This window comes from Sorangium sp. So ce1335 (assembly GCF_051521615.1).
Lineage (GTDB): Bacteria > Myxococcota_A > Polyangia > Polyangiales > Polyangiaceae > Sorangium.
The window spans coordinates 2,370,772-2,388,253 of the sequence record NZ_CP150363.1; the positions used below are offsets into that span (position 1 = coordinate 2,370,772).

The following is a 17,482-nucleotide window of genomic DNA, read 5'->3' on the forward strand; positions in this document are numbered from 1 at the left end:
CATGTCTCCCTTCGGGCCTTGCCACCTGGGACGTTTCGTCGCGCGCCACACAAGGCGCGCCTGAGACGTAGAGCCCGCTGAAAGCTTATGGCACCTCGGTCGGTGCTGGTCGCGCCCACCCGCGCCCCGCCGCGCAGAGACCCCCTCCGGCGCTCACGTGGTGTCAGATCAACTCGCCGCGCGATGGGCTTGAAGTTCGCGGCCTCCACCGCGCCGGCAGACCGGAAATGGTCCGGGAGAGGCAGCCGGGAGCCCTCGAGGGACCGGAAACGGTCCGTGGGAGGCAGCCCGGGAGCCCTCGAGGGACCGGAAACGGTCCGTGGGAGGCAGCCCGGGAGCCCTCGAGGGACCGGAAACGGTCCGTGGGAGGCAGCCCGGGAGCCCTCGAGGGACCGGAAACGGTCCGTGGGAGGCAGCCGGGAGCCCTCGAGGGACCGGAAACGGTCCGTGGGAGGCAGCCCGGGAGCCCTCGAGGGACCGAAAACGGTCCGTGGGAGGCAGCCCGGGAGCCCTCGAGGGACCGGAAACGGTCCGTGGGAGGCAGCCCGGGAGCCCTCGAGGGACCGGAAACGGTCCGTGGGAGGCAGCCGGGAGCCCTCGAGGGACCGGAAACGGTCCGTGGGAGGCAGCCGGGAGCCCTGGGCGAACCGGAGACGGTCCGAAGGAGGCAGCCGGGAGCCCTCGAGGGACCGGAAGCAGTTGCCAGTACCTGCCATGGGTCGCGCTGCCAGTACGCGTGTCGTTCGACACCCGGAGCGCCGAGGGGAGGGTCTGCGCGGCGGCCGCGGGTGGGCGCGACCAGCACCGACCGAGGTGCCATCCGGTCCCAGCGGGCTCCACGTCTCAGGCGCGCCTTGTGTGGCGCGCGACGAAACGTCCCAGGTGGCAAGGCCCGAAGGGAGACATGCCGGGTGGTGTTCCATGCGCAAGCGCCACGTCCCCGTCTTGGCGGATGGCCGAGCGCCCACCCGCGGCCGCCGCGCAGACCCTCCCCTCGGCGCGGCCCCCGGCAGGGCCCCGTCTCCGGCTACTCCTCGTCCGCCTCGCCCTTGTCCCCGCGCAGCCCGAGCGCCTTGCACTTCTTGTAGAGGTGGCTCCGCTCGAGCCCGAGCCCCCGCGCCGTCGCCGCCATCTGCCCGCCGTGATGGCCCAGCGCCTCCTCCAGGATGGTCCGCTCCGCCTCCTCGGCGAGCACCCGGAACGGCACCCCCGGCCGGAAGAGCCCCCCCTTCATCGGGGCCTGCTGCCCCCCGAGGCACACCTTCACGTCGCCCTCGTCGATCGTGTCGTCCGGCGTCAGGATCACCAGCCGCTCGATGATGTTGCGCAGCTCCCGCACGTTGCCCGGAAAGCTGTACGCGACGAGCATCCCCATCCCGCCGCTCGTGAACGCCATCCCGGGCCTGTCGTTCGCCTGCGTCGCGAGCGCCAGGAAGTGCCGCGCCAGGAGCGGGATGTCCTCGCGCCGCGCCCGGAGCGGCGGCAGCGACAGCGGCAGCACGTTGAGCCGGTCGTAGAGGTCCGGCCGGAACTGGCCCTCGCGGCACGCCGCCTCGATGTCACGGTTCGTCGCCGCCACGACGCGCACGTCGACCTTGATCGTCTCGTGCCCGCCCACGCGCTCGATCTCCCGCTCCTGCAGCACCCGGAGCAGCTTCGCCTGCATCGCGAGCGGCATGTCCCCGACCTCGTCGAGGAACAGCGTGCCGCCGCTCGCGCGCTCGAACTTCCCGCGCCGCTGCTTCGTCGCGCCCGTGAACGCGCCCGCCTCGTGGCCGAACATCTCGCTCTCGATGAGCTCGCTCGGGACCGCGGCGCAGTTCATCTTCTCCAGAGGCCCGCGCGCCCGCCTCGACGCGCCGTGGATCGCGCGCGCGACGAGCTCCTTGCCGGTGCCGCGCTCGCCCGTCACGAACACCGTCGCGGTCGCCTTCGCCGCGCGCGCGATCTGCTCGCGCAGCTCGAGCATCGCCCGGCTCTCCCCGATGAGCTCGCCGACCTGGCCCGTCTGCGTCCGCAGCGCCTTCGCCTCGGCCTCGGCCCGGACGAGGCGCAGCGTGTTGTCGAGCACGAGCAGCAGCCGATCGGTCGAGAGCGGCTTCTCCAGGAAGTCGATCGCGCCGAGCCGCGTCGCGCGGACGGCGGCGTCGATCGTCGCGTGGCCGCTCATCATGACGACCGGCAGCTCCGACCCGGCGGCGCGTATCCGCCGGAGGAGCTCGACGCCGTCGCCGTCCGGCAACGAGACGTCGAAGAGCGCGATGTCGTAGCTCCGCTTCGCGAGCTTCTCCTCGGCCACCCCGACGCCCCCGGCGACGTCGACCGTGTAGCCCTCGAGCGACAGGGCCTTCTGCAGGGTCGTCAAGATCGCCCGCTCGTCATCGAGCACCAGCACATGTCCGCGCGGCATACCTGCCACCCTAGCGCGGAACCGCCGCGGCGGATGGCCGCAGGTCGGGCGAGCGCGCCGCGCCCGGGCGCCGGCGCGCGCGCCCGACCTGCGGCGGCGTGGGCGCGAAGGCGTCGGGCGCGCGTCGGCAGGGGCACGAAACGATGGCGATGACGCGACGACGCGACGCCGGCGCGCCGCTGCCGCGGCGCCTCCGTGCGCGGAGAAAGGGGCTCCGGTCCGCGGGCGCTATGATAGCTTGGCGTAGGATGTCTGCCGACGGCCCCGCGACGGCGGAAGGAGACCTGGAGCGAACGCCGTTCGCTCACCTCTTCGTCTACGCCGTCGAGCACCGGCTGACCGGCGCGTTCATCCTGCTGGAGCCCACCGGCGCCGAGCACACGGTGCGGATCGTCCGGGGGGCGCCGGTCAAGGTCCGCCCGAGCGACGGCTACGCGCGGCTCGGAGAGATCCTGCTCGAGGAGGGGGTGATCACCGCCGAGATCCTGGCGGATGCGCTCGCGACGCGGGGCCTCCTCGGGGATGTGCTGCTGCTCTCGGGGTGCCTCGACGCCCCGACGATCGACTGGCTCGCGCAGGTCCAGTTCGTGCGGCGGATGGTGCGCCTGTTCGACCTGCCGCCGGAGACGACGTACCGCTACTACGACGGCCTCGACGTGCTGGCCGACTGGGGCGGCGATCCCGCGAAGGTCGATCCGCTCGCGCTCCTCTGGGCGGGGCTGCGCGAGCACGGCGAGCGCTCGACGCGGCTCCAGCGGACGCTCGAGCGGATCGAGGCGGTGCCCCTCCGGCTGCACCCCGCCCTCGAGCCGGGCCGCTTCGGCCTCGCCGAGAGCGAGCTCGCGGTGATCGACGTGCTCCAGAGCTCCACGCCCACGCTCACGGCGCTCCTCCGGTCCGGGGTCGCGCCGGAGCCGATCGTGCGCAAGCTCATCTACGCCCTGGCCATCACGCGGTACCTCGATTTCGGCAAGGGCGTGCCGCTCGGCGCGGAGCCCTCGTCGAGCGTGCCGCCCGCGAGCGCCGCGAGCCTGTCGCTCGGGCGCATGCAGCTCCGCGCGACCCTGCACCGCGAGGGCGCCGCCGCGCCGGATCCGGCCGGCGACGGCGAGCGCGCGCCCGTGATGAGCCGCGGTCGTCGCCGCGAGCGCATGTCCTCGGAGCCGTCGCCCACGTCGACCGTCGCGCCGCGGATGGCTCCGCTCGGCGGAGGCTCGCTCTCCGCCGCGGTGGCGGCCGAGCTCGCCAGCGCCGCCGGGCTCGAGGTCGGTCGCGCGGCGGGCGAGCCCTCCGGCGCTGACCGGGATCGCGCTCCGTGGGGCTCGCCAGCGCCGGCCGACGACGGCACCGCCAGCGGCTCGCCGGCCTCCGAGGATCCCTGACGAGCCCTCGCCCCGGCGAGGCGACAGGCCGGCCGAGGCCGCGCCGCGCTGGAAGGCGCGGGCGCGCTCCCTTATAGGCCCCGGGCGATGCCGAAGCCCGCCGAGCGCCTGCTCCCCGCGCAGGTCCATCTCCCCTCCGGCAGCGTCGTGCGCCTGTCGGACGCTGCCGCGCGCGCCAGCGCGCAGGCCGTCCTCGGCGCTCCCGGAGGGCGCAGCGGCGGCGAGCCCGCCTCGGTCGGCAGGTGCGCGCGTGACCTCCAGGTCCTCGCGGGCCCGTCGGTGCTGGCCGACGCGCGCGGCGCGCCGCTGGATCCGCTCGGCCTCCCGCTCCCCGACGCCCACGTCCTGCGCGCGCTCCTCGCGTTCGCCGACGTCGTCCCGGAGGAGCCGGGCGGGTACACGTGCGAGAACTGCGGCGCCCCGTTCGAGGTCGCCCCGTCGGGCCTGCTGGAGATCGGCCCGTTCACCGACGGCGAGCTCGACGACCCCGAGCTCGACCGCCCGTTCGATTTCGGCGCGTCGCACCCGATCCCGGCGCTGCGCGTTGGGCGCGCCGTCTGCCGCGGCGTCCGGCTCGTCGAGCGGACCGTCGAGGAGGCGATGCCGCTGCTCCGCCTGTCCGGCGAGGGCGCGCTCCGCGTCACACCGTCGCTCGTCGCCGCCATGGGCATCGCGGCGCTCGGCCGCGAGCGCCGCGCCTCGGTCATCGCCGACGCGCTCGCCGGGGCGCCGGACGACGCGTGGGCGGCGATCGTCGACCTCTACCACGAGGCGCGCTACCCAGCGCGGCTCTTCGCGGTCCACCGCTGCGAGGGCTGCGGCGCCCGCAACGATCTCGACGTGCCCCTCGAGCGGGAGCTCCCGCGCGCGCCGCTCCGCGCGTCCGGAACAGCGTCGGACGTCGCCGGGGAGCCGAGCGCCACGACGGGCGAGGGGAGCGCCTTCCCCGATCTCGACGCCTTCGAAGCGCGCGTCCGCGCGGCCGCCGAGCGCATCTACGAGGCCCGCGGCGTGCGGAACATCGATCTCTTCATCGACGCGGGCGTGCCGGCCTGCGACGACGGAGGCGAGCCGCTGCTCGGCTGCTACACGCCCGGGACAGCCGCGGACGAGCTCGGGATCGCCCGTCCTCCGGAGATCCGGATCTTCTACCGGACGTTTCGAACGGAAGCGCGCGAGGACCCCGGGTTCGACGTCGACGCGGAGATCGCCGAGACCATCGATCACGAGGTGATCCACCACCTCCACCACCTCGCCGGCAGCGATCCGCTCGACGACGAGGAGCGCGAGCAGATCGAGCGCGAGAACCTGCGCCGGATAGGCCACGCCGAGGCCGCCCGGCGCGCGCGGCGCGGCGCCCTCTCCGACGTGGGCGGCTTCGTTCGCGCGACGTGGCCGGCCTGGCTGATCGCGGCCGTGGGGACGGCCCTTGCGTGGTGCGAGGGCGGACGCTGAGACCCCGGCGCGCGGCGAGAGCGCGACGCGCGGTCGCCGCTTTCTTCGAAGCGCGAGGAGGAGCTGTCTATACTGCGGAGACAGCCGGAAGATGTGCCGGGGAATACCGGCTCCTCGAGCGCCGCTGTGCTTTTGCCGAGGATCGTGAAGACGAAGAGCTCGCCGGCCTCCAGGGCCGGGTCCACCAAGGCGCCGCGTCCCGCCAAGCGGGGTGGCGATGCGCAGAACCGCCGGGGAAGTCCGGACGCCGTCGAGAAGCGCCGGGCCGCGCGCCGGTTCAACGAGCTTCTCCTCGGCGGGGGCGGCCGCGCCGGGGACGGCCGCACCGAGCGCCGGCGCCGACGCCTGCTCGCGGAGCTGGCCGAGGGCGTCTCGCGGCGCGGCAAGCGGGCGCTCAAGCCGATCGACGTGCTGTCGCGCGTCGAGGAGCTCCTCGAGCTGGGCGAGCCGCTCGCCTCGATCCGCAAGGCGTACCCGCCTCCGCCCCCGGTCGAGGTGACCGCTGAGCTCGTGGAGGGGCTGAAGCACCTCCACCGCGCCTACGGCTTCTCCGCGGACGTGTACCGGTTCGTCGGGCTCGACGCGCACGCCCTGCGGGAGGCGGGGGTGCTGCGGGGCGGCGAGCGAGCGGACAAGCGCGGCGCTCCCGGCGAGACGGCGCGCCGCGGCGTAGCTTGACCTTGCCCGCCGGCGCGGGGATAACCCGCTCCGATGCGCGCGAGAACGGTGAAGCTCCTCCTCGCCGCGGCCGCGACCGCGGTCGCGTGTGCGGCGTCGACCGGCCTGTCGCTCCGCGCTGAGGCCCAGCCGGCGGCCGCGGGGGACGCGGTGGTGGCGCGCGTCGGCGACAAGGTCATCACCGCGGCGGAGGTCGAGCGCAGGATCGCGCAGATCCCGCCGTTTCAGCTCCAGAGCTTCGGCCGGACCCCGGACGAGATCCGGAAGAACTTCGTGAGCCAGGTCCTCGTGCGCGAGCTGCTCCTCGCCCAGGGGGCAGCCGCGCAGAAGCTCACCGAGCGGGCCGACGTGCAGGACCGCATCCGCGGCGTCCTTCGCGCCGCGCTGCTCCAGCGGATCCAGGCGGAGGCGGCGGCGAGCTCCCCGGTGACGGACGAGGAGGTCCGCGCCTACTACGAGGCGAACCGGGACAGGTTCAGCGCGCCGCCGATGGTGGCGCTCTGGCGCGTGCTCGTCGCGACGCGCGAGGAGGCGGAGGCGATCCTGGCCGAGCTCAAGAAGGACCCGTCGCCCCAGCGCTTCAAGGACATCGCGCGGGAGAAGTCGCTCGACAAGGCGACCCACCTGCGGGGCGGCGACCTCGGCTTCGTGGCGCCCGACGGCAGCACCTCCGAGCCGGGGCTGAAGCTCGCCCCGGAGCTCCTGGAGGCCGCCGCCCGGGTGAAGGACGGGGAGCTCGTGCCCGAGCCGGTGCCGGAGGGCGATCGCTTCGCCGTGCTGTGGCGACGGCAGAGCCGCAGGCCCGTGAGCCGCTCGCTGGAGCAGGAAGCGCCGTCGATCCGTCAGATCCTCGCGCACGGCAAGGCCGAGGCGCAGGTGAAGCAGCTCCTCGAGCGCCTGCGTGCGCAGGACGTATCGGGCCACGCGCCCGAGCTCGTCGACCTCGTCGACATCACCTCGACCGGCGACCTGCAGCCCCTGCGTCGCCCGGGCACCCTGGCGAGCAGCCGCCGCCCGGGCGCGCCCCCGCCTTCGCCCGCGCCGCGCCACGACCTGCGCTGAGCCCCGCCGCGGCGCCGTCCGAGGCCGGCCGTCGGCGCCGTCGAGATCGGCCGACGCCGCCGGCGTTCGTGAGCCACCGGCCGCCTGCGCGCAGCCGTGGCGGCGTCAGCTCAGGGCGACGACGAGCGCGATGGCGGCGAAGCCGGAGGCGATGGTGACGACGAGCGCGGCGATGCTCCCGGCGCGGCGAGCGCGCTCTGCCGCGTCGGGCGGGAGCGCATAGACGCCCAGGAGGAGCGCCGTGGAGGCCTTGCCCGGGACGCGGAGCGACGCCGACAGGATCTGCTCGGCGCCCTTGATGCCGCCGGTGATGAGCATGACGAGCGCGCCGAGCGGGCCGGCCATGAGGTCCCAGCCGCACGCGTACAGCCCGAAGCGGAGCGCGCGCCGGCGCTCTGGCCGCGCGCCCTGGCGGCGCGCGCCGAGCTCGAGGGCCGCGCCGTGGACGGCGTGCGCGAGCACCATCCACACGGTGAGCCCTGGGATGCCGATGGCGAGCCACTGGAGAGCGCTCGCGCGCGCGGCCGGGTTCCGGGCGAGCTCCAGCGTCAGGCCCGGCAGCGCGAGCGCCACGAGGGGCAGCAGGGCGACGACCATCGAGAGGATCGCGAGCGTCTCCGCCAGCAGGGCGAACCGCATGGCCGGCGCGAACGCGCCGTCGGGCAGCGCCGCAAAGAAGGTCTCGGCTCCGAGCGTGGTGGCCTTCGAGGTGGACCAGAGCCGCGACCAGACCCCGCCGAACGGGCGCTCCCAGGGGATGATCGCGACGACCCCCGAGCCCTCGTCGCTCGCCGCGGTGCAGCCGGCGCAATCCGGCTGGCCACAGCACGCGCAGAGGACCGCCGCGGGCACATCGAACGCCTCGTCGTCCCGCAGCGACTCACGGCGTACGCTGGCAGATCGCTTGGCCATCGCGCACCTCCGAGCAGCGGATGAAGGCCACTCCTACCAAGGTTACGCCGCACCAGCGGGCCTGTCGACCCGAGTTGCCGCTGCGCGCGTACATCGTCCGTCGCACACAGCGCCGTTCATGGTTCGTCGGCCACGGTTCGCCGTTCATGGTTCGTCGGCCCATGGGCCGTGGTGCATGGCCCGTCGCTCATCACGTCATGGAGCCGCGTCGTTGCGTCGCGTCGTGGTTCGCTCGCGTCGCGCGGGATCCCGCGCGCGGCGTGCGGCGCTTCGCACGCGGAGGTATGGCATCGATGTCATCCCTGGATCCGACCGTTGCACGACGCCGGAGGGCGGCCGTGGGTCGGCGCGCGCGGCGCGATCAGTGCAGCACCTCATCGCCCCGTCGCCGCTGTCCCGTGGGGAGGTCGTCGACCCTTCCCCCGAAGAACGCCGCGGTGATCAGCGCGACGAGCGCGAGCGCCCCGGTCGCGTAGAGCCCGTAGCCCCACGTGAACCGGACCGGACGGAGCAGCGTGCTGGCCGGCGTGAACAGCAGGCGCATCGCGACCGTGGTGAGGGCGACCGCCGCGAGGAACGCGACGGCCACGCGGGCGCCGCGCATCTTGTGGATCGATCGCCGCGTCAGCACGAGCGGGATCATCACGAAGAACGCGACCGCCGGGGCCCACATCCACCCGAGCCTGCGCGCGAGCCCGAACCCGCTGAGATCGCGGATCTCGGGCGCGGTCTCGTGGACCCAGGGCGCGAAGAACGCCCCGAGGCCGAGGACCGCGAGCGCGAGCAGGACCCCCCGGCCGCGGCCGGCGTAGGTCCACGGGAGCGGCTCCATGTGCGGCGGGATCGGCTCGTCGGGCTCGTCGTGGAGCGCGTCGTACGAGGGGGGGAGCTTCGAGAGCTCCTCCAGCCGGAGGCCGCAGGCGGGGCACGTGAGGGCCTCCTTCGCCTCGAACATCTCCCGGCAAAAAGGGCAGGCGGTGAGCCCGGTCATCGCGGCGGCAGGATAGCGCACGGCGGCCGTACGCGCGGGGCGCGGCGCGCACGGCGGCCGTACGCGCGGGGAGCGGCGCGCGCGACGGCCGTACGCGCGGCGAGCGGCGAGCGCCGGCCGGGCGCGCGGCGAGCGGCGCGTGGCGAGCGGAGCGCGCCCGGGACCGCAACTCGGGGTTCCACCGGGGCGGGGCTTGGCTCATAGTTGCTCCCCATGGGCAAGCGTGATCGGCTCCCGGACGATGAGATCGCCGGTTTCGTCGCTGCTCACCCGGGCTGGGTGCGAGCGGGCGAGCGGATCGAGCGGAGCTACTCGTTTCCAGACTACGGGACGGGCGTCGGCTTCGCGATGCGGGTCGCCCTCCTTGCCGAGCGCCGCGATCACCACCCGGACATCCTGCTGTCGTGGGGCAAGGTGCGCGTGGCGTGGTCCACGCACGACGCCGGCGGTCTGACGGCGCTCGACCTCGAGCTGGCCGGGCTGACCGACCGCCTCCACACGGGCTGAGCCGCCGCGTGGGCAAGGTGCTGGGGATGCCCCCGAGCGAGCTGCTGCGGCGCCTGGATCTCGGGGTGGAGGGGGACCTGCCGCACCTCGAGGAGGCGCTGACGCACCCGAGCTTCTCGAACGAGCAGCGGGGCGGCCGGCGCGTGGACAACCAGCGCCTCGAGTTCCTCGGCGACGCCGTGCTCGGGCTGTGCGTGACCGAGCTGCTCATGGAGCGCTTCCCGGGGGCGAGGGAAGGGGAGCTCTCGATGATGCGCTCGGCGCTCGTCAACACGGACGCGCTCGCGTCGTGGGCGCGCGGGGTCGAGCTCGGCGCGGCGCTCCGGGTCGGCCGCGGCGCCGAGGTGGCCGGCGAGCGCGACCAGACGAACGTGCTCGCCGACGCCACCGAGGCGCTCGTCGCGGCGCTGTACCTGGATCGCGGCTTCGAGAGCGCGCGCGCGCTGAGCCGGAAGATCGTCGCGACCCCGCTCTCCCAGCTCGGGAGCGGCGGCATGCTCGGGCGCGACGCGAAGAGCGAGCTGCAGGAGCGGGTGCAGGCGCGCGGCGCGGCGTCGCCGCGCTACCGGCTGATGGGCACGGAGGGGCCGGACCACGACCGCGCGTTCCTCGTCGCCGTCGAGGTCGAGGGCAAGGTCATCGGCACCGGCCGGGGCCGATCGAAGAAGCTCGCAGAGCAGGCGGCCGCGCGCGCCGCGCTCGTGGCGTGCGCCGCGCCGGAGCCCAGGGCCGCACCCGATGAACGGGCGGCCGCCGATCCGCTGGAAGGCTCGCCCGAAGGCAGATGCGCCCCGCCGGCCGGCGGGGCGTCCCCCGAGCCACCCGTGAACGACCGAGGACCCAGTCGATGATCCGTCACCTGTTGATCGCCTTCGCCGTCGCGCTCTGCTCGCTCTTCGTCGCGTTGCCCGCCTGGGCCGGCAGCTACCTGGACAGGGCGAGCCTGCTCCTCGAGGAGGCGCGCCGGGAGGGCGACATGCTCCTGCCGCGGACCCACGACAAGGAGCTCATCATGGTCGTGCACGCGCTCGCCGAGGCGCGCGCCAAGGTGGCGAGCAAGATGGAGTGCCCTGCCTCCGTCTCCAGGGCGCACCCGCACCTCCTGCTCGTGCTCGAGAACAGCGAGCGCGCCGCCGACGCGGCCGCTCAGGGCAACTTCAAGAAGTTCATGGAGCACCTCACCGTGGCGCGGAACGAGGACCGCGCCTTCCGCGCCATCCTCGCCGAGCTCGGCTACGCGCTGCCCGACCTGGGCCCGAAGCGCTGAGAGCGAGCCGGATCGCGCGCGGCCCTGCAGCGCCGCGCGCCTCGGAGCGCGGCGCTGCAGGGCCGCGCTCCGAGGCGCGCGGCGCCGCTGGGGGCCTCGCGCCTCAGAACACCGCGCCGAGATCGAGCGCGAGGGTCCACTGCGACCCGAGCCCGGCGAACTTGTTCTCGCCGTTGATCTCCTGGTCCGAACCCGGGTTCGCGCCCTCGGGGTTCACGACGTCGGTGATGAAGTGCGCGCCGAACTTGACCATCTGGAACCGCAGCTGCGCTCCGAAATGGAGCCGGTGGCGCGCCATGCGCACGGCGTCGAACACGACGGTGTTGTTGAAGTCGGCCTGGGAGCCGCCGTTGCACACGGGCTGGCCGTCGTGGGGGAGCGTCTCGCCGTTCTGCCCTTGCACGGGGTTCGCCGGCGAGTTCAGCCCGCGGAAGTTGCAGTAGTTCACGGCGTCGGTGTTCGGGGTGAGATCGATGAGCCCCGAGTCGCCGAAGATGTAGAGCCACTGGTAGCCGGCGTACGGGGTGAGGACCACCGTGCCGGCGATCGGCAGCGGCTTCGAGATCTGCGCGTCGAAGCCGGCGACCGTGAGCTGGAACTCCTCGGTCCCGGTGATCGTCCGGACGCTGCCGCCGATGGCGAGCTCCGGGAAGATCGCGGGGATCCCTCGGCGGAAGCCCTCGAACAGCGCCCAGCGCACGTCGGCGCCCCCGCTGAAGATGCTCGTGTTGGCGAGGAACCCGACGGCGCCGGTGAGCTCGAACCCGAACGGAAAGCCCTTGCGGACCTTGAGCGAATAGTGCTGCAGGAAGGAGTCCGGGCTCCGGTTCTCGATGGAGAAGTGCCCGGTCGTCGGATCCTGCGGTCCCTGCGTGCCGCGACGCCAGAACTCGGCGTCGCTGTCGATCTTCGTGTAGGCGGCCTCGACGCCGATCTCGAACCCGCCGTAGCCGGTGGTCCGCGCCGAGTGCATCGCCGACGGCGCGATCGCGAAGCCGTACTGCGCGATGAGCTTCGCGAACGCCGCGTCGTCGGTCAGGCAGCGCTGATAGCGCGACGCGGGGTTGTAGTAGAGGCCGTTGTCCGGCCCCGTGATGCGGCAGGGCACCGCGTCGCCGACGCCCGGGACCGGCTCTCGGACCAGCCGCGCGAGCGCCGGATCCATGGTGTCTGCAGACGCCAGCGAGGACGACGCCACCCCTACGAGGGCAATTGCCGAGGCGATCCAGCACGATGCGCGCATTCCGTGTCTCCGAGGCGGGAGGCTACGTGTCCGCTCGTACAGCCGTCAAGCGAACAGAGGCACCTCCGCCGACTCCGACCACGTTTTGCTCGTTCCGCGTGGGCCGGCTGCCCGAGGGGCCGCGCCGCGCGCTGGTCAGCCGGGCCGCGCGCGCGCGATCCCCCGCTCGGGTGCTCGCGCCGCGGGGGCGTCGCGGAAGGGGGTTGCGCCGCGCGGGCGCGTCGCCGAAAGAGAGGGCGTGCTCAAGGATGGTCGCCCCCGGCTCCGCGCGGCGCCGCTCGATCCGCCGTTCCGGATCGTGCTGGTGGAGCCCGAGATCCCGCAGAATACAGGCAACATCGCGCGGCTCGCGGCTGCGACGCAGAGCCCCTTGCACCTGCTCGGCAGGCTGGGGTTCCGCATCGACGAGCGGAGCGTCCGCCGCGCGGGGGTCGACTACTGGCACCTGGTGACGCTCGAGCAGCACCTCGACCTCGCCCACTTCCGCCACCGGCACCCCAGCGCGCGGCTGCGCCTGTTCAGCGCGCTGGCGTCGCGGAGCTACCTCGACGCGGACTTCCGGCCGGGCGACGCCCTCGTCTTCGGCAAGGAGAGCGTGGGCCTCGACCCCGATCTCCTCGCCCGCATGCCGGACGACGTCTTCGGCATCCCCACGCTGGGCCCCGTGCGCTCCCTCAACCTGGCGAACGCCGTGTCCATCGTCCTCTACGAGGCGCTCCGCCAGGCGGGCGCGCTCGCGGGCGCGGCGCCGGGGTGAAGGCGCGCTCCTCCGGGAGGTGCGGCGGGCGCCGGCGGCCGCGGGCTGTGGACTCCCGCGGGGCGTCGTTCTAGAAACCGGCGCCATGACGACGCACCGGCAGCGCGCGCGACACGGCGGACGGGCGGCCGCGCGCCTGCGCTGCGCCGTCGCGGCGGCCTTGTTCTCGGTCGCGGCGCTCGCCGGGTGCAGCAGGCGTCCCCCGAACGGCACGCCCGACGGCGCCGTCCGGGAGCTTGTCGCGCGCCTGCGCCAGCTCCACGGCGATCCGGCCGACGCGAGGGCGGCGTTCGATCTCCTGTCGCGGCGCGCGCGGGACAACCTCGCGGCGCGCGCGCAGCGCTACAGCGCGGCGACCGGCAAGGCGATCGCCCCCGAGGCGATGATCACCCCGTCCCGCTTCCTCCTGCGCTTCGAGCCGCAGCGGTACGTCGCCCAGATCGCCGGCGCGCACGCGCTCGTCGAGATCGCCGGCCTGCTCCCGGGAGAGCGTGCCCAGGTGCCCTGCGTCTACGAGGACGCCGGTTGGCGGGTCGATCTGGCGCTGCCTCCGCTCCCTCCCGTGCAGAAGCGGCCAGGCAGCGATCTCTGACGGCCGCCGGCAGCCCGCCCCCGGCAGGCGGCGCCGGCCGCGCGGTCGACGCGGCGGGCCGCCTGGTACTGGAAACAAGGCCCACAAAAGCCCGGAGGCCGGCAGTGCCGGCCTCCATCGGCAGCGGCCGCTGGGCCGCTAACCATGAGGGTTCGCCTCAGTTGGCGAGAAAGATCGCCTCGATCTCGGTCTTCACCTGCTCTTCCGTCTGGCCACGGGCGATCGCGATCTCCTTGACGATCAGCGTCCGGGCGGTGTCGAGCATGCGGCGCTCACCGAACGAGAGTTGCTTGTCCGTCTTCAGGCGGTACAGGTCGCGGAGCACCTCCGCGACGTCGTAAATCGAACCCGTCTTGATCTTGTCCATGAACCCGCGGTAGCGACGGTTCCACGTCTGGTTGTCGAACGCGATGGTGCGCTCGCGGAGGATGTCGAAAATTTCCCGGATTTCCTGTTCAGAGATGACCTGGCGAAGGCCGACCGCGCTCGCGTTGCTGACTGGAACCATGATCTTGCGATCCGTGTCCAAGATGCGGAGAACATAGAATCGCTGACGATTTCCAGCGATGTCCTTCTCCTCGATGTTGACCACCTCGGCCACGCCCTGGGCCGGGTAGACGGCTTTGTCGCCCACCTTGAACTGGATCTCCGAACGAGCCTGCATATCGTCTCCTTTGCCTTCCACCCCGCCGTCTCTTTGTTTTTTCGTCAGCTTCCCGAAATCCTCTCCGGGAAGCTCCGTTGTACATGCGGTTGAACCTGGACCCGCAGAACCGACACACACCGTCGCGCATTCCGAGAAAAAAACCGTGGACCGCGTCCCGAGATCACCGTGCGAGCACAGGCGCGAGCACCACCGCCATGACCCTCCAGGGGTCGGTGCTCAGGCGTGCACAGTGAAATCTCGAGCAGCGGCGGTGAAAGCGGACGGTTTCGGGCGGAAGGGATTGAAGTTGGGGGAACGGCCCTCTCGAACAAGGGCCAGTTTGCGCCAGGCGCGCGCACTCTAGTGAGCCAGCGCAGAACGGTCAACGAAAATCCCCGTGGTTGACCCATGGTCGCGTGATCATTCTGGTTTTTTTCTCATGATCGAGCGGGGTCACAGTGTGTGCCGGTGGACGCATCCGCGTGAATGCGCGCTGCGTCGCCGCCCTAGTGTAGGGCAGAGCGGGCCTCTCCGGGAGAGGTGGCGGACCTGAGCTGGGTGGGATGAGGTGAAAATGTGACGGACACAGCGGATGGGACGCGCAGCGTCCGTCCCGCATTCAAGCGAGCCGGGGAGCTCAGGCAGCGCAGAGCCGCTCGGCCAGCCCCCAGCGGACCCCGCGATCCGAGGCGATGAGGTCGACGGGCGCGCCGGCGGCCCTCGAGGCCCACGCGAGGATCTCCTCGATCAGCATGCTGCCCGCGACGATGACGTCGGCGCGCGCCGGATCCAGCGCGGGGAGCTGCTTGCGCGCGGCGAGCGGCAGGGAGGCGAGCCGGGCCGTGATGGCCACCACCTCGGCCCCGGAGACCCGCGCGCCGTGCACGCGGGCGCCGTCGTACGGGACGACGTCGCGCGCGAGCGCGGCGAGGGTCGTCACCGTGCCCGCGACGCCGACGAGCGTTGGCGCGCCCGACAGCGGTCCGGCCGGGACCGTCGCCAGGGCGGCCCGGGCGTCCGCGCGGACGGCCTCGATCTCCGCCTCTACCGGCGGATCCGAGCGGATGTGACGCTCGGTCAGCCGGACGCTGCCGACATCGAGGCTCACCGCCCGATCCACCGCGCCGCCGGCGGCGCCGACGATGATCTCCGTGCTGCCGCCGCCCACATCGAACACGATCCTGGGACCTCGGGCCGGCAGCTGGAGCCCCGTCAGCGCCCCGGCGTACGTGAGCTCCGCCTCCTCCGGCCCGGAGATCACGCGCGGCGCCACGCCGAGGAGGTCGCGGGCGCGGGCGATGAACGCCTCGCCGCCGGCGGCGTCGCGCATGGCGCTCGTCCCGACGGCGTCCACGCGCTCGACGCCGAGGGACATGATCTCCTCGCCGTAGCGGGCGAGGCAGGCGAGCGTCCGCTCCACGGCTTCCGGGGCGAGCGCGCGGGTCGCGTCGACCCCCTGGCCGAGCCGGGTGATCGTCGCGCGCTCGACGCGCGCGACGAGCTCGCCCCCGCGGCGCTCGGCGATGAGCAGGAGGACCGAGTTCGTCCCGATGTCGATGGCCGCGACGCTCATGCTCCTGGTCTCACTGGGTGAGCGTCTTCAGGTCGAGCATCTCCTCGACGTTCGGCAGCACGACGAGCTCGCAGCGCCGGTTGGCCTGCTTGTTCTCCGGGGTGTCGTTGGGCTTCACCGGGTCGGTGTCGCCGTAGCCGGAGGCGCTCCACTTCTCGGGCTTGAGGCCGCCGCCGCCCTTGTCCTGGGGCTGGAGCAGGAACGCGAGCACCTCGCGCGCGCGCATCACGCTGAGGCCCCAGTTGTCCTTGAAGCGACCGCCGGCGAGCGGCGCGTTGTCCGTGTGCCCGGCGACCTGGAACGAGCGCGCCGACAGCCCGGCGTCGTTGCGGATGACCTCGGCCACCCTGAGCAGGATCTCCTGGCCCTCCTTCTTCAGCGTCTCCCGGCCCGAGTCGAAGAGGACGTCGCCGGGGAGCTGGATGACCATCCGGTTGTTCCGGACGGTCACGTTGAGCCCGAGCTTCGTGAGGGCCTGGAGCTTCTCCCGGAGGACCTCGAAGCGCTTCTTGATGTCCTCGAGCTGCTGGGCGCGGCGGCGGAAGTCCTCGAGCGCGCGGGCCTGCTGCTCGAGGTTCGCGTTCAGGTTGGAGATGTCCACGCCCGCGGCCTTGAGCTGGGACTTGAGCTGCTCGATCCGGGCCGACGCCTCATCGAGCTCGCCCCTGGCCTTCTTGTTCTGCGCCTGCTCGGCGCTGAGCTGGGTCTTCAGGCCCTCGATCTCGCGGACCTTCGCCTGCATCTCCTCCTCCGAGTAGCCGCACCCGGACGCCCCCGAGCCGGCAAGGAGCGTTGCGCCCAGCAACAACCACGACGTCGAGCGACGAACCAACATACCTTTCCTCCTAGAGCGGCGCGGCGCCCCGCCCATGAGAGGCGACCGCCGCGCAGGCGGCGCGACCGTAGCGAGGCGATTGGCGCCGCACAAGGCTCTCTAGAGCCTGCGCAACGCGGGTGCTCCGTGCGACCATGAGCTGTACGGCGCCGTTTGCCGCGCCGTGCAGGCGCGCGATCGCCGGAGAGAAGGGCGGAGGGCCAAGACAGACATCCGGGTGACTGTCAATGAAAATCGGAGGCCTTTGACGTTGGATCGACGTCGGGATGCGGTCTGGTTGTCCTCAACCACGGCCTGATCCGGCGTTTACCCTCGCAACGCTTGCGGACCAGTTTGCCTGGAACACATGGGATACATCAGTTTAGGGCCTGCAAGATTTTCCTTGACCATCACCATGCGTGGCAATATACGTCGTGCAACATCTGTTGCCTCGGTGCTCAGAATGTAGCGGCGCGGACGTCGAGCGAGGTCCGCCGGGCCGGGGCGAAGGCAGGAGGATTTCCAATGGCTGCTAAGAAGAGCGCGAAGAAGCCTGCGAAGAAGGTGACCAAGTCGGCCAAGAAGCCGGCCGCCGCGAAGGCCGGGAAGGTCGCGAAGAAGCCGGCGCGGAAGGCAGCGAAGAAGGCCGCCCCGAAGCGTGCCGCCGCCAAGAAGACCCCGAAGCGCGCCGCCGCCAAGAAGCCGGCCGCCAAGAAGGCGGCCCCGAAGCGGAAGGCGACGAAGGCCGCCGGCAAGCGCGCGGCTGCGCCGAAGAAGGCGGCTGCGCCCCGCGGCGGGCGCGCTGCTGCCAAGCGCGCGCCGGCCAAGGGCGCGAGCACCCGCGGCGCGCGCAAGAGCACGCCGGCGCCCGCGCCCGCGAGCACCGGCCCGTCCGACGAGTCGGAATAAGGCGACCCAGGCGCACAAGGCGCGCCTCGCGCTGTCCACCAGGTGAGGCGCAGCGAGCGGGCCCGCCGGCCGCGACGAAAAAACCTGTTCCACAGGACGATTTCAGGGGACGCTCGAGGGTGAGCACGCCGCGGAGCCGGCGCGCTGGTCCAGGCTGGAGCGCGCGCGGGTTGATGACGTCCCCGCGAGGGCGCCGCCGCGTGACGACAGCGGGGACCGGCGCTGGCGCGCAGCGCGCCGCGAGGGATCGGCGCGACGCTGGACCGCCGCGCGACGCACGCTCA

The 17,482-nt window shown here is 73.0% G+C and carries 17 protein-coding genes; 10 read left to right on the plus strand and 7 right to left on the minus strand.

Annotated elements, in window-relative coordinates; genetic code table 11:
• Positions 1-1,027: 1,027 nt before the first annotated feature.
• The gene (locus WMF24_RS08805; protein ID WP_437735929.1) at positions 1,028-2,410 is read right to left on the minus strand and encodes a sigma-54-dependent transcriptional regulator; all 1,383 of its coding nucleotides are present in this window, start codon (positions 2,408-2,410) and stop codon (positions 1,028-1,030) included.
• 248 nt (positions 2,411-2,658) lie between these two features.
• On the opposite strand from WMF24_RS08805, the gene WMF24_RS08810 reads away from it, so the two are divergent.
• The 4 genes from WMF24_RS08810 (at position 2,659) to WMF24_RS08825 (ending at position 6,987) form a co-directional block, all read left to right on the plus strand.
• Positions 2,659-3,792 (plus strand): hypothetical protein, encoded by a 1,134-nt coding sequence (locus WMF24_RS08810; RefSeq protein WP_437735930.1) that lies wholly within the window; start codon positions 2,659-2,661, stop codon positions 3,790-3,792.
• 87 nt (positions 3,793-3,879) lie between these two features.
• Entirely contained in the window at positions 3,880-5,247 is a 1,368-nt protein-coding gene (locus tag WMF24_RS08815; RefSeq protein WP_437735931.1) for a metallopeptidase family protein, read from the plus strand.
• A 144-nt stretch (positions 5,248-5,391) separates the two neighbouring features.
• Complete coding sequence (locus WMF24_RS08820) at positions 5,392-5,925, plus strand: hypothetical protein (protein WP_437735932.1); 534 nt, start codon at positions 5,392-5,394, stop codon at positions 5,923-5,925.
• A 33-nt stretch (positions 5,926-5,958) separates the two neighbouring features.
• Positions 5,959-6,987: a peptidyl-prolyl cis-trans isomerase gene (locus WMF24_RS08825; protein ID WP_437735933.1), complete on the plus strand. Its 1,029-nt coding sequence runs from the start codon at positions 5,959-5,961 to the stop codon at positions 6,985-6,987.
• Between the two features lie 105 nt (positions 6,988-7,092).
• Here the strand turns inward: WMF24_RS08825 and WMF24_RS08830 are convergent, their stop codons facing one another.
• Positions 7,093-7,899, minus strand: a complete 807-nt coding sequence (locus WMF24_RS08830) for a hypothetical protein (RefSeq protein ID WP_437735934.1) — start codon at positions 7,897-7,899, stop codon at positions 7,093-7,095.
• 361 nt (positions 7,900-8,260) lie between these two features.
• A complete protein-coding gene (locus WMF24_RS08835) occupies positions 8,261-8,890 on the minus strand; it encodes a hypothetical protein (protein ID WP_437735935.1) in 630 nt (209 codons plus the stop codon).
• A gap of 213 nt (positions 8,891-9,103) precedes the next feature.
• On the opposite strand from WMF24_RS08835, the gene WMF24_RS08840 reads away from it, so the two are divergent.
• From WMF24_RS08840 to WMF24_RS08850, 3 genes are read left to right on the plus strand one after another with little or no spacing between them, the layout of a single operon-like run.
• On the plus strand, positions 9,104-9,397 hold the full coding sequence (locus tag WMF24_RS08840; RefSeq protein ID WP_437735936.1) for a 4a-hydroxytetrahydrobiopterin dehydratase: 294 nt from the start codon (positions 9,104-9,106) through the stop codon (positions 9,395-9,397).
• Between the two features lie 26 nt (positions 9,398-9,423).
• On the plus strand, positions 9,424-10,248 hold the full coding sequence (rnc, locus tag WMF24_RS08845) for a ribonuclease III (protein WP_437735937.1): 825 nt from the start codon (positions 9,424-9,426) through the stop codon (positions 10,246-10,248).
• On the plus strand, positions 10,245-10,664 hold the full coding sequence (locus WMF24_RS08850) for a hypothetical protein (protein WP_437735938.1): 420 nt from the start codon (positions 10,245-10,247) through the stop codon (positions 10,662-10,664). The genes rnc and WMF24_RS08850 overlap by 4 nt, the downstream gene beginning before the upstream one ends.
• A 103-nt stretch (positions 10,665-10,767) precedes the next feature.
• Here WMF24_RS08850 and WMF24_RS08855 read toward each other — a convergent pair whose 3' ends face one another.
• Positions 10,768-11,829, minus strand: coding sequence for a hypothetical protein (locus WMF24_RS08855; RefSeq protein ID WP_437735939.1), 1,062 nt, complete (start codon positions 11,827-11,829; stop codon positions 10,768-10,770).
• 316 nt (positions 11,830-12,145) lie between these two features.
• On the opposite strand from WMF24_RS08855, the gene WMF24_RS08860 reads away from it, so the two are divergent.
• Positions 12,146-12,664 (plus strand): tRNA (cytidine(34)-2'-O)-methyltransferase, encoded by a 519-nt coding sequence (locus WMF24_RS08860; protein WP_437735940.1) that lies wholly within the window; start codon positions 12,146-12,148, stop codon positions 12,662-12,664.
• Positions 12,665-12,749: 85 nt separating this feature from the next.
• Entirely contained in the window at positions 12,750-13,256 is a 507-nt protein-coding gene (locus WMF24_RS08865) for a hypothetical protein (protein ID WP_437735941.1), read from the plus strand.
• Between the two features lie 157 nt (positions 13,257-13,413).
• On the opposite strand, the gene WMF24_RS08870 is transcribed toward WMF24_RS08865, so the two are convergent.
• The 3 genes from WMF24_RS08870 to WMF24_RS08880 form a co-directional block, all read right to left on the minus strand.
• Positions 13,414-13,920: a CarD family transcriptional regulator gene (locus tag WMF24_RS08870; protein WP_012234339.1), complete on the minus strand. Its 507-nt coding sequence runs from the start codon at positions 13,918-13,920 to the stop codon at positions 13,414-13,416.
• A 619-nt stretch (positions 13,921-14,539) separates the two neighbouring features.
• The gene (locus WMF24_RS08875; protein WP_437735942.1) at positions 14,540-15,475 is read right to left on the minus strand and encodes a Ppx/GppA phosphatase family protein; all 936 of its coding nucleotides are present in this window, start codon (positions 15,473-15,475) and stop codon (positions 14,540-14,542) included.
• Positions 15,476-15,485: 10 nt separating this feature from the next.
• The gene (locus WMF24_RS08880; RefSeq protein WP_437735943.1) at positions 15,486-16,310 is read right to left on the minus strand and encodes an OmpA family protein; all 825 of its coding nucleotides are present in this window, start codon (positions 16,308-16,310) and stop codon (positions 15,486-15,488) included.
• Positions 16,311-16,814: 504 nt separating this feature from the next.
• Between WMF24_RS08880 and WMF24_RS08885 the strand changes: the two genes are divergently transcribed.
• Positions 16,815-17,198, plus strand: a complete 384-nt coding sequence (locus tag WMF24_RS08885; RefSeq protein ID WP_437735944.1) for a histone H1 — start codon at positions 16,815-16,817, stop codon at positions 17,196-17,198.
• Positions 17,199-17,482 lie beyond the last annotated feature (284 nt).

Coding starts and splice junctions, on each gene's coding strand:
- WMF24_RS08865 (WP_437735941.1), top strand. CDS start 12,750: ATGACGACGCACCGGCAGCGCGCGCGACACGGCGGACGGGCGGCCGCG.
- WMF24_RS08825 (WP_437735933.1), top strand. CDS start 5,959: ATGCGCGCGAGAACGGTGAAGCTCCTCCTCGCCGCGGCCGCGACCGCG.
- WMF24_RS08875 (WP_437735942.1), bottom strand. CDS start 15,475: ATGAGCGTCGCGGCCATCGACATCGGGACGAACTCGGTCCTCCTGCTC.
- WMF24_RS08855 (WP_437735939.1), bottom strand. CDS start 11,829: ATGGATCCGGCGCTCGCGCGGCTGGTCCGAGAGCCGGTCCCGGGCGTC.
- WMF24_RS08805 (WP_437735929.1), bottom strand. CDS start 2,410: ATGCCGCGCGGACATGTGCTGGTGCTCGATGACGAGCGGGCGATCTTG.
- WMF24_RS08830 (WP_437735934.1), bottom strand. CDS start 7,899: ATGGCCAAGCGATCTGCCAGCGTACGCCGTGAGTCGCTGCGGGACGAC.
- WMF24_RS08810 (WP_437735930.1), top strand. CDS start 2,659: ATGTCTGCCGACGGCCCCGCGACGGCGGAAGGAGACCTGGAGCGAACG.
- WMF24_RS08880 (WP_437735943.1), bottom strand. CDS start 16,310: ATGTTGGTTCGTCGCTCGACGTCGTGGTTGTTGCTGGGCGCAACGCTC.
- WMF24_RS08850 (WP_437735938.1), top strand. CDS start 10,245: ATGATCCGTCACCTGTTGATCGCCTTCGCCGTCGCGCTCTGCTCGCTC.
- WMF24_RS08885 (WP_437735944.1), top strand. CDS start 16,815: ATGGCTGCTAAGAAGAGCGCGAAGAAGCCTGCGAAGAAGGTGACCAAG.
- WMF24_RS08835 (WP_437735935.1), bottom strand. CDS start 8,890: ATGACCGGGCTCACCGCCTGCCCTTTTTGCCGGGAGATGTTCGAGGCG.
- rnc (WP_437735937.1), top strand. CDS start 9,424: ATGCCCCCGAGCGAGCTGCTGCGGCGCCTGGATCTCGGGGTGGAGGGG.
- WMF24_RS08870 (WP_012234339.1), bottom strand. CDS start 13,920: ATGCAGGCTCGTTCGGAGATCCAGTTCAAGGTGGGCGACAAAGCCGTC.
- WMF24_RS08840 (WP_437735936.1), top strand. CDS start 9,104: ATGGGCAAGCGTGATCGGCTCCCGGACGATGAGATCGCCGGTTTCGTC.
- WMF24_RS08815 (WP_437735931.1), top strand. CDS start 3,880: ATGCCGAAGCCCGCCGAGCGCCTGCTCCCCGCGCAGGTCCATCTCCCC.